This window comes from Bradyrhizobium oropedii, assembly GCF_020889685.1.
Lineage (GTDB): Bacteria > Pseudomonadota > Alphaproteobacteria > Rhizobiales > Xanthobacteraceae > Bradyrhizobium > Bradyrhizobium oropedii.
In genome coordinates, this window is record NZ_JACMYO010000065.1 from 30,911 (window position 1) to 41,332 (window position 10,422).

Here is a 10,422-nt window from a genome sequence, read left to right on the forward strand (position 1 = left end):
GGCCAGACGCTGCGCGCCGGCGATGTCGTCGCATCGATCCGGTCGGAGTAGTTCCTCTTCGCCCTCAACAGGGAACTGGAGGGTACCGCGGGTCTCAGCAAGATGCCAGTTCACTGGAATAGTCGATTTACAACCTGGGATGGGCGGATATGATCAGACCCTATATTCTTGATCAAATTTGCTCATGCTTCCGGTGTCCCGATGTTGAGGCGCCTCGCTGTTATTCTGGCAGCCGATGTCGTTGGCTTCTCAGCCCTCATGGAGGAGAACGAGGAAGGCACTGTTGCGCGTGTTACGCAACTGCGGACGGAAGTTATTGAGCCCAGCCTCCACGAGGAGCACGGACGTCTCATCAAGACCACGGGCGACGGCTTCCTTGCCGAATTTGCAAGCCCCATGGCGGCGCTCCGAAGCGCGATCACGATTCAGGAAGAGGTTTCCCGCCTCACGCTGCCTTTGCAGCTTCGGATAGGGCTCAATCTGGGCGACGTGATCATACAGGATGATGGTGATGTCTACGGGGAAGGTGTGAACATCGCCGCTCGGCTTGAGGGGCTATGTGAACCTGGAACGATCCTGGTATCGGAGAAGCTCTATTCCGAAGTGGTCCGCAAGATCGACGTCCGGTTCGAGGATCGCGGTGAGTTGAAGCTGAAGAACATCGGCAAGCCCATCCGGGCCTACTCGGTCGGGAAAGGGGTGCCGAGCTCCGGCCCAGTAGTCCTTACCTTGGAAACGACGCCGTCCATTGCGGTCTTGCCGTTCAACAATATGAGCAGCGACCCCGAGCAAGATTTCTTTGCGGACGGTATGACGGAAGACATCATCACCGAGCTTTCTCGATTCAAGGGGTTGCTCGTCATCGCCCGCAACTCGACCTTCACGTACAAGGGGAAGCCTGTCGACATCAAGAAGATCGGCGCCGAGCTTGGGGTCAAGTACGTACTGGAAGGTAGCGTTCGGCGTGCCGGCCAGCGCGTGCGTATCAATGCTCAGTTGATCAATGTGGAGACTGGTGGTCACGTCTGGGCTGAGCGATACGACGGAGACCTGGTCGATATTTTCGACTTGCAAGATGACATCACGAAGCGAGTCGTCGCGACTCTTCAGACCGAGCTGATCTTCCTGGAAGGCAGCTTGATGGATCGAACGGCGTCAGCGGGCCTTGATGTCTGGACCGCGAGCAAGAGGGCTTGGAAAGAGTTGTACGGGCTCAATCGGGATAGTCTGGCAAGGTCTCGAGATCTTGCAAAGCAAATGACGGTCGATTTCCCGGCGAGCCCAGAAGGCTACAAGCTGCTGTCGCTGGTAACGAGCCACATCATATTCATGGGCTTTGCTTCGAACGCGGAGGAGCTCAAATCTGAAGCTGAGCAATCAATCCGAACCGCACTTTGGCTCTCTGTCAACGACGAGCATGTCTACTGGGGTCTTGGAATCGTACTTGGTGCTTTGAACGACCAGATTGACGAGGCAATTGGAGCTCTTCAACGTTCGATCGAAATCAATCCAAACTTTTCGCTTGGCTATGGGACGTTAGGTACCATTCTCGCCTACGGCGGCCGCGCGCAGGAGAGCATCGAGAAAACGAAGTTCGCAATCAGGCTCAATCCAAAAGATCCCAGTATCTTCTTTCGCTACACCGTGCTGTCGATCTCGCATTTCTTGTTGGCGGATTATCTGGAAGCAGCAAGGTGGGCGCGGTCTTCCATTGAGAGAAAGCCCGACTACTGGATTGCGCATGCGATCTTGACGGCAAGTCTTCAACTGCTTGGGAAGACGAGCGAGGCAGCAACAGCATGCGGTGCCTTGTTGGCCGCGTTGCCGCAATTGTCGATCATATCGATGCCGATACAGCCCGTGCGGCCGAAGGCGGCACAACAGCTCTTTCACCAGGCCCTTACAGAGGCCGGGTTGCCGTCAAGCTAGGTTGACGCACTTTCTCGGCGTGGACGAGAAGCCAGCCCGCATCCCCGCCTTACACTTCGAGCCATTCCTCGCGGATCGCGGCGTTGCTCTTGAGCTGCTCCGGCGTGCCTTCGAACACCACGCGGCCATGGCCCATGATGTAGACCCGGTTCGAGATCTTCATCGCGATCGACAGCTTCTGCTCGACCAAGAGGATGGCGACGCCGGCCTTGGCGATCCGCGCGATCAGCTCGCCGACCTGCTGCACGATCAGCGGCGCCAGGCCTTCGGTCGGCTCGTCGATCATCATCAATTCGGGATCGCCGAGCAGGGTGCGGCAGGTGGTCAGCATCTGCTTCTCGCCGCCCGACAGCACGCCGGCCGGCGTGTCGGCGCGGCGGGCGAGGTTGGGAAACATGTCGAGCATCTCCTGCAGCCGCCACTTGCCGGGGCGGCGCGGGTCCTTGATGCCGAGGATCAGGTTCTGCCGCACCGTCAGGCTCGGGAAGATGTCGCGATGCTCGGGCACGTAGCCGAGCCCGAGGCGGGCGATCTTGTGGCTCGGCAGGCCCGCAATGTCCTGGCCCTTGAAGCGGATGGTGCCCTGCGGCGGCACTTCGCCCATGATCGCCTTGACGGTCGTGGAGCGGCCGACGCCGTTGCGTCCGAGCAGGCTCACCACCTCGCCGGCCGCGATGTCGAGATCGACGCCCTGCAGGATGTGGCTCTTGCCGTAATAGGCGTGAAGATTCCTGACCTCGAGCATCAGTCGACCTCCTCGCCGAGATAGGCTTCCTTGACCTTCGGATTGCCGCGGATTTCCTCAGGCGTTCCGGAGGCGATGATGTGGCCGTAGACCAAAACGGAGATGCGGTCGGCGAGGCCGAACACCACGCTCATGTCGTGCTCGACGATGACGAGCGTGCGTCCCTCGGTGAGGCGGCGGATCAGCGCGACGGCGCGCTCGGTCTCGGCGTGGCTCATGCCCGCGGTCGGTTCGTCCAGCATGATCACGCTGGCGCCGCCGGCGATCGTGATGCCGATCTCGAGCTCGCGCTGCTCCGCATAGGTCAGAAGGCCCGCCGGCACGTCGCGGCGATGGCTGAGATGGATCTCGTCGAGGATCTCGGCGGTGCGCTGCTTCACCTCGGGCAGGGTGTCGACGTTCTTCCAGAACGCGTAGCGGTGGCCGGTCGCCCACAGCACGGCGCAGCGAACGTTCTCCCACACCGTCATGCGGGCGAACACGTTGGTGACCTGGAACGAGCGCGACAGTCCGCGCCGGTTGATCTCGAACGGGCGCAGGCCCGAGGTCACCTCGCCGTTGAGGCGGATCTCGCCCGAGGTCGGTTTGATGTGGCCAGAGATCAGGTTGAACGTCGTCGACTTGCCGGCGCCGTTCGGCCCGATGATGGCGTGACGCTCGCCCTTGGCGACGCTCAGATTGAGATCGCGGATGATCTGGACATTGCCGAAGCTCTTCTCGACGGCGTTGACTTGAATGGCCGCGGTCATGCGAGATACCCCCGATCACGGGCCACCGTTGCGGCGCGATCCCAGGCTTCCGCAACGCGCCGCCAGGTGATACGCGCGACCAGGAAGCCGCCGACCACCAGCACTGCCGCAGCCGCCCAGGTCGTCGGCGCGGTTGCGACGAAGGGGATGCCGAGCAGATTGATCGCGGCGTCGCCGGAGAAGCGCGCGACGGTCTCGATGGTCAGGATGACGCCGAGCGCCAGCGCCAGCGTCGGGATCGCCGCGACCAGGTAGGACGGGATCACGGTGCCGAGCGTTCCGGCACGGATCAGCGGACGGTGTTTCATCAGGATGCCGGCGATGCCGCCCGGCGCGAACATCACGATGCCGATGAAGATGATGCCGAAATAGAGCTGCCAGACCGAGGTGACGCTGGTCAGTCCGAGTTGCAGATAGGTCACCAGGATGGCGCCGAGGATCGGGCCGAAGAAATAGGCGGTGCCGCCGATGAACGCCGAGAACAGCACCAGGCCCGACTGCGTCGCGCCGAGATAGGCGGAGTTCGCGATCTCGAAATTGATTGCGGTCAGCCCGCCGGCGATGCCGGCGAAGAAGCCCGCGAACATGTAGGCGAGATAGCGCACCACATGCGGATCGTAACCGATGAACTCGACGCGTTCCGGATTGTCGCGCACCGCATTGCAGATGCGCCCGAGCGGTGTGCGGGTCAGCGCATACATCGCGATCGCCGAGATCATCACCCAGAACGCGATCAGGTAATACACCTGGATCTGCGGCCCGAAGGTCCAGCCGAACAGCGGCATCAGCGAGGTGCGGTCGGTGGTGATGCCGGATTCGCCGCCGAACACGCTGCGCAGGATCAGCGACGATGAGGCGACCAGCTCGCCGATGCCGAGCGAGATCATCGCAAACACGGTGCCGGCGCGCTTGGTCATGACCCAGCCAACCAGCAGGGCGAACGCCATGCCGCCAATGCCGCCGATCAGCGGGATCACCGGCAGCGGGATCGGCCAATTGTGGCTCGCGACCGCGTTCATGGCGTGGACGGCGAGGAAGCCGCCGAGGCCGTACTGCACGGCGTGGCCGAACGACAGCAGACCGGTCTGGCCGAGCAGGATGTTGTAGGACAGAGCGAAGATGATCGCGATGCCGATCAGGCTGAACGAGGTCAGCGAGCCGCCGGAGGAGAAGATCAGCGGCAGCACAATGAGCGCTGCGGCTGCGATCAGCCAGACGCCATAGAAGCTCAAGGCGCCGCCGGGTTCTTGCTTGGTCACGGCGATGGAGGGCGTGGGAGCGTTGGTCATGACTCGCGCGTCCCCAACAGGCCCATGGGGCGGAAGATCAGGACCAGCACCAGCAGCAGATAAGGCAGGATCGGCGCGATCTGCGCGATCGTGACGTTCCAGATATCGGTGAGCGGCGAGGCGCCGAGGCTCGGATCGAGCGGGCCGAACACGCTGGCCAGCGAACCATTGAGCGCGACCGCAAAGGTCTGGATCAGCCCGATCAGCAGCGAAGCAATGAAGGCGCCGGGCAGGGAGCCAAGGCCGCCGAACACGATGACGACGAACAGGATCGGGCCGAGGAATGCGGCCATATCGGACTGTGTCACCAGCGAGGGCCCGGCAATGACGCCGGCGAGACCCGCGAGCGCGCTGCCGACGCCGAACACCAGCATGAACACGCGGCCGACATTGTGGCCGAGATGGCCGACCATGCTCGGATGGGTCAGCGCCGCCTGCACGATGAGGCCGACGCGCGTCCGCTTCAGCGTGACCAGCAGCGCGATGAAGATCACGACCGACACCACCAGCATGAAGATTTTGTAGGCGGGGTAATTGGTGGAGAACACGGTGAAGGCGGGGAAGTCGAGCGCCGCCGGAACCCGATAATCGACCGGGCTCTTGCCCCAGATCATCGAGACGATCTCTTCGATCGCGAACGCAAGACCGAAGGTCAGCAGCAGCTCGGCGACATGGCCATGCTTGTGGGTGTTGCGCAGGCCGTAGCGCTCGACCGCCATGCCGACCGCGCCGACCAGAAGCGGCGCCAGCACCAGGGCCGGCCAGAATCCGATCCAGCGCGTGAGCTGATAACCGAAGAACGCGCCGAGCATGTAGAAGCTGGCATGCGCGAAGTTGAGCACGCCCATCATGCTGAAGATGACGGTGAGCCCGCTGGACAGCAGGAACAACAGCATGCCGAACAAGACGCCGTTGAGCGTCGAGATGACGATCAATTCAGCCATGGCGCACCCGTGTGAGACTGGGAACGGTTCACGTGATCAAAGACCTGTCGAAGGAAAGGAGCATCACGTCATGCCGGGTTCGATGCTTCGCATCGCCCCGGAATGACGGAGGAGGGAGCGGCCGATCAGGGCCGCTTCATGTTGCAGGTGGTCGGAAGCATCGTCTGCGCGGTGTCGATCTTGGAGACGATGTGCCAGCCCCAGCCGGTGTTTTCCTCGTCGAACGGCTCCTTGGCCTTGTCGGCCAGCGACCCGAACGAGGAGATGTAGATCGGCTGGAAGAACTGGTGGTCGTCCTTGCGGATGAAGCCCTCGCCGCCGTCGAACACTTCGAACTTCATGCCTTCGAGCGCGGCCGCGACCTTCACCGGATCGATCGAGTTGGCCTTCTCGGCGGCCGCCTTGAACATCCGCATCTCGTTGACCGCGCGCGGATACCACACGGAAATGCCGGTCTTGGCGCGGAAGTCCTTTTCGAAATCCATCGCCGCCTTGTTGCCGGAGTTCGGGACGCCTTCGCTGATCTGGAACACCTGGTTCTCGAGGCCGGTCTGCTTGATCGCGGTCGGTCCGCCGGCGCCGCCGGCATAATAGGTGTACCAGTTGACCTTGAGGCCGGCGTCGGCCGCCGCCTTCAAGAGCAGCGCGAAGTCCTGGCCCCAGTTGCCGGTCACGACGGTGTCGGCGCCCGACGCCTTGATCTTGGCGATGTAGGGCGAGAAGTCGGTGACCTTGAGCATCGGGTGCAATTCGTCGCCGACGACCTGGATATCCGGCCGCTTTTCGCCCAGCATCTTGCGCGCAGCAGTGCGCACCGACTGGCCGAACGAATAGTCCATGTTGATCAGATAGACCTTCTTGATGGTCGGCTGGCCCTTCATGTAGTTGGTCAGCGCTTCCATCTTGATGTCCGAGTTCGCATCCCAGCGGAAGTGCCAGTAGCTGCACTTCTCGTTGGTCATGCTCGGATCGACCGCGGCGTAGTTGAAGTAGAGCACTTCCTTGCCGGGGTTGCGCGAGTTGTTCTTGGTGACGAAGTCTTCCAGCGCAGCGCCGACCGACGAGCCGTTGCCCTGGGTGATGTAGCGGACGCCGGCGTCGACCGCCTTCTGCGCCTGCACCAGGCTTTCCTGCGGATTGGTCTTGTTGTCGAGCGGAACGATCTCGACCTTGTGGCCGAGGATGCCGCCCTTGGCGTTCAACTCGTCGGCGAGATACTGAAACGTCTTCAGGCCGCCTTCGCCAACGCTGGCGCCGCCGCCGGAGAGCGGATCGATATAGCCGATCTTGATGGATTCCTGCGCGGACGCCGCGCCTCCCAACACCGTCAGCGCTGCCGCGGCGGCAACGATCAGCTTATGCATCCTGCGTTCTCCCTTGCTTGTGTTTCTTGATCTTCAGCGATCGAGGCCGTCTCATAACCCCAATTGCCGAGCCTTCGCAACTTTGGCTTTGAATGCCGCGTCAAGTTTTAGCGGAAGGTATTATAATGTTATAGGCTATATGCCTTCGAAATCGATCGTGGTTTTGAATTACGGGTAAACTTTTGGATGAGGCCGCGCTTGCTCGCGGATCGCCACTCGGGAACGGACGTCGTCCGAGGCCCGCACGATGCGAGCCCCATGTTCGGTTCAGGCCGGATGTCTGCGCGGCTTGAGGCCCACGAGGAACAGCCGCGCGAAATGATCGGCGATTTCTGCTGGTGACCAGTCACGTCGGGTCTTGAACCAGATCGGATACCAATGGCCCATTCCGGTCAAGATACGCTCTGCGAAATACGTGTCGACGCGGCGGAAGCGGCCCTCGTCGATCCAGCGCTGATAGCTGTTCTGGTCCTGCCGGATCGTCGCCAGCACGTCTCCGACATAGGCCTTCCGGTCACCATCGTTGAGATAGTTGATGTTGTGGTAGGTCGTCTTCGGCCCGCAGGGAGTGTCGTGCAGCATCAGCAGCAAGCGGATTCGCTGCACGATGTGATCGAATGCACCGAGGCTGTGCTGTTGCAGGTGTTCGCGAATGCTGACCTCGCCGGCGAGCCCGCGTCGCAGGCAGGCCAGCAACAGGCTCTCCTTTTCGCTGAAATGATAGTAGATGCCGGCGCGGGTCATGCCCGCATCCACGGCGATGCTCTCGAGCGATGTGCCTGAAGCGCCCCTTCGGTTGAAACTGTCGGAGGCAATCGACAGCATCCTGTCGAACTTTGCGGCCCGCTTGTTCAGCGCTGCGCGAGACTCGAGGAACGGGGCAAGGCTGAGCGGCTCGGGCATTGCGGGAATCGCGATCTCGCGCCGGTAGACGCCGTGCGTGATGATGTCGTCGATGGCATCGATCGCCTGTTGGCGCGTGTAGTAGTCGCGTTCGGACAGCCAGAACGGAACCCAGTCCAGGATCGAGATCAGCGCCACGGCCGTGAGCAGCGGCTCGTCGCAGGCGATCGAACCATCAGCCACGCCCCGATCCAGAATGTCCGCCAGCAGCGCGGCATTCTGCCAGCGCCTGGCATGGACTTCGCTGCTGTAGGGCGCAGCCAGCGCATCGATGTCGGTGAACAGGATCATGCGCTGGCCTTCAGGCCGCAGCCTGCCGCGCACGAAGCGCCTGACGATCTCGAGCCCATCGATGCCGGGCTCGGCGGCCGTTTCCATTTCGTGCCGATAGATCGCTAGTCCCCGCAGATAGCAGTGAAAGATCAGATCTTCCTTGTCGCGGAAATAGTGATAGAGCGCGCCCGGCACGGCCCGAACCGACGCGGCGACCTGCTCCATCGTCACGTTCGCATAGGAGTGGCGCGCAAACAGCCGGGAAGCCGAGACAAGGATTTCTTCAGCCCGATCCGTCCGGTCGGCGGCGACTTGCAAGCTCGAATGCCCTTCCTGATCGCGGAACGATAATCCGCACGCGAGATAATCCCCTTGGCAGCGGCTTGTCGACCTGCGATAGACCGTGGCATACCATACACCAGATGGATCGTGTTGTCCGAGGGGTGATTTGGCGGACGCCGGACCGGGGACACGCTGGACGGCCAATATCGACCGGGCAGCAGCCGGCATCACCCTCAGGGCAGGATTTTGAAGAGAAGGGCTTAAGAGAGCATGGCGCGCAACATTCTGATCCTCGGAGCTTCCTACGGCTCCCTGCTGGGGACCAAGCTTCTGATGGCGGGGCACAACGTGTCCCTGGTGTGCCGGAAGAACACCGCTGATCTGATCAACCGCGAAGGCACCCAGGTGCGGATCAAGCTGCGCGACGAGAAGGAGCATCGCTCGATCTTCTCGCGCGACCTGCCGGGCAAGCTCGACGCCGTCACGCCTGCCGATGTCGATCTGTCGCGCTACGACATGGTCGGCCTTGCGATGCAGGAGCCGCAATACACCAACCACACGGTTCGCGTGCTGATGATCAAGATCGCGGCGGCGAAGCTGCCGTGCCTGTCGATCATGAACATGCCGCCGCCGCCTTATCTGAAGCGGATCCCCGCGCTCGCCGGCATGGACCTCGAGGAAGCCTACACCAACGCGCAGGTGTGGGAGCGCTTCGACCCGGGCTTGGTGACGCTGTGCTCGCCGGATCCGCAGGCGTTCCGTCCGCCGGAGGAGAAGGCCAACGTGCTGCATGTCGGCCTGCCGACCAATTTCAAGGCCTCGGCGTTCGCCGACGACAAGCACAACAAGGTGCTGCGCGAGCTCGAGGCCGATATCGACGCGGTGACGCTCGACGGCCAGGACGTGCCGGTGAAGCTGAAGGTTTTCGACTCGCTGTTCGTGCCGTTGGCGAAGTGGTCGATGCTGCTGACCGGCAATTATCGCTGCATCACGCCGACAGAGCCGCAATCGATCCGCGACGCGGTGCATGGCGACCTCAATCGCTCGCAGGCGATCTATGACCATGTCGACGGCATCGCGCGCAAGCTCGGCGCCGATCCCGCGGATCAGGTGCCGTTCGCGAAGTATGCCAAGGCGGCGGAAAGCCTGCTCAAGCCGTCATCGGCGGCCCGCGCCGTCGCCGCCGGCGCGCCGTTCATCGAGCGCGTCGACCTGCTGGTGAAGCTGATCTCGCACCAGCTCGGCGCGCCCAGCGCCGAGATCGACCGCACGGTCGAGACCGTCGATCAGAAGCTGAACGAGAAGATCGTGCAGGGCGGCTCCGGCGCCCAGTAGCGGAAATGTGTGATGGCGGGGGCAGGACGCCCTCGCCATGCATCGGCGACCGGCACGGCATGCAATCGCGGCTGTCGAACGCATGGCTCGCCCTACCTGGTTGAGGTAGGCTCGCGTAGTTGCGGTTGGGAGCCACGCTCATGCCGATCAAATCGCTTCCTCTCCTTGCAATCTATGGCGACCTCGACCGCGCGCGCGATATCATGCGCGCCTGGCGGCCGCTCGACCATCTTTCCCCTGACGACGCCGAGATCGTCGTGAAGGCGATCGCCGAGGGCATCGCACGCGGGCGCCGGCACGGGTTCGAGATGGGGCAGTGCCATCTGGCGGCGTAAGCTACACGCCCTGCATTCTGAGATCGCCGGCACGTAAGGCAGGCACGCCAGTCAGGCTCCCTCTCCCACGCAACCGGGGTCTACCCCGGTTGCGCATCATTGATTTGTGCAAGTTGGGCAGGCCCGACTTGCGCCGGGAGAGGGTGGGGAGAGGGGTGGCCCCGGGCGAGATGATCGACGAGGGCATCAACCGCGCAATGCGCTCGCCTGTCGTCGTAGGGAATTCAGAGAGAGTTCGCCGTGTGGCACCCCTCTCCCCAACCCTCCCCCGCAA

Annotated in this window: 9 protein-coding genes; 3 read left to right on the plus strand and 6 right to left on the minus strand. The window is 62.5% G+C overall.

The window, feature by feature from the left end; all coding sequences use genetic code 11:
* Positions 1–168 precede the first annotated feature (168 nt).
* A complete protein-coding gene (locus H8A95_RS19605; protein ID WP_229184574.1) occupies positions 169–1,929 on the plus strand; it encodes an adenylate/guanylate cyclase domain-containing protein in 1,761 nt (586 codons plus the stop codon).
* A 49-nt stretch (positions 1,930–1,978) separates the two neighbouring features.
* On the opposite strand, the gene H8A95_RS19610 is transcribed toward H8A95_RS19605, so the two are convergent.
* From H8A95_RS19610 to H8A95_RS19635, 6 genes are all read right to left on the minus strand, one after another.
* Positions 1,979–2,674, minus strand: a complete 696-nt coding sequence (locus H8A95_RS19610; protein ID WP_229184575.1) for an ABC transporter ATP-binding protein — start codon at positions 2,672–2,674, stop codon at positions 1,979–1,981.
* Positions 2,674–3,423, minus strand: a complete 750-nt coding sequence (locus H8A95_RS19615; protein WP_229184576.1) for an ABC transporter ATP-binding protein — start codon at positions 3,421–3,423, stop codon at positions 2,674–2,676. The genes H8A95_RS19610 and H8A95_RS19615 overlap by 1 nt, the downstream gene beginning before the upstream one ends.
* Complete coding sequence (locus H8A95_RS19620) at positions 3,420–4,712, minus strand: branched-chain amino acid ABC transporter permease (protein WP_229184577.1); 1,293 nt, start codon at positions 4,710–4,712, stop codon at positions 3,420–3,422. Before H8A95_RS19620 ends, H8A95_RS19615 begins: the two co-directional genes overlap by 4 nt.
* The gene (locus tag H8A95_RS19625) at positions 4,709–5,656 is read right to left on the minus strand and encodes a branched-chain amino acid ABC transporter permease (protein ID WP_229184578.1); all 948 of its coding nucleotides are present in this window, start codon (positions 5,654–5,656) and stop codon (positions 4,709–4,711) included. Before H8A95_RS19625 ends, H8A95_RS19620 begins: the two co-directional genes overlap by 4 nt.
* 125 nt (positions 5,657–5,781) lie before the next feature.
* A complete protein-coding gene (locus H8A95_RS19630) occupies positions 5,782–7,020 on the minus strand; it encodes a branched-chain amino acid ABC transporter substrate-binding protein (RefSeq protein WP_229184579.1) in 1,239 nt (412 codons plus the stop codon).
* Between the two features lie 267 nt (positions 7,021–7,287).
* Positions 7,288–8,514 (minus strand): TetR/AcrR family transcriptional regulator, encoded by a 1,227-nt coding sequence (locus H8A95_RS19635; RefSeq protein ID WP_229184580.1) that lies wholly within the window; start codon positions 8,512–8,514, stop codon positions 7,288–7,290.
* A gap of 234 nt (positions 8,515–8,748) precedes the next feature.
* Here H8A95_RS19635 and H8A95_RS19640 point away from each other — a divergent pair, with 234 nt between their 5' ends.
* On the plus strand, positions 8,749–9,813 hold the full coding sequence (locus H8A95_RS19640; protein WP_229184581.1) for a ketopantoate reductase family protein: 1,065 nt from the start codon (positions 8,749–8,751) through the stop codon (positions 9,811–9,813).
* A gap of 140 nt (positions 9,814–9,953) precedes the next feature.
* The gene (locus H8A95_RS19645) at positions 9,954–10,148 is read left to right on the plus strand and encodes a hypothetical protein (RefSeq protein ID WP_229184582.1); all 195 of its coding nucleotides are present in this window, start codon (positions 9,954–9,956) and stop codon (positions 10,146–10,148) included.
* The last annotated feature ends 274 nt before the right edge of the window (positions 10,149–10,422 follow it).

What these genes read in the sequence shown, in the direction of transcription:
- H8A95_RS19620 (WP_229184577.1), bottom strand. Translation starts at nt 4,712, where the DNA reads ATGACCAACGCTCCCACGCCCTCCATCGCCGTGACCAAGCAAGAACCC.
- H8A95_RS19625 (WP_229184578.1), bottom strand. Translation starts at nt 5,656, where the DNA reads ATGGCTGAATTGATCGTCATCTCGACGCTCAACGGCGTCTTGTTCGGC.
- H8A95_RS19615 (WP_229184576.1), bottom strand. Translation starts at nt 3,423, where the DNA reads ATGACCGCGGCCATTCAAGTCAACGCCGTCGAGAAGAGCTTCGGCAAT.
- H8A95_RS19610 (WP_229184575.1), bottom strand. Translation starts at nt 2,674, where the DNA reads ATGCTCGAGGTCAGGAATCTTCACGCCTATTACGGCAAGAGCCACATC.
- H8A95_RS19640 (WP_229184581.1), top strand. Translation starts at nt 8,749, where the DNA reads ATGGCGCGCAACATTCTGATCCTCGGAGCTTCCTACGGCTCCCTGCTG.
- H8A95_RS19630 (WP_229184579.1), bottom strand. Translation starts at nt 7,020, where the DNA reads ATGCATAAGCTGATCGTTGCCGCCGCGGCAGCGCTGACGGTGTTGGGA.
- H8A95_RS19645 (WP_229184582.1), top strand. Translation starts at nt 9,954, where the DNA reads ATGCCGATCAAATCGCTTCCTCTCCTTGCAATCTATGGCGACCTCGAC.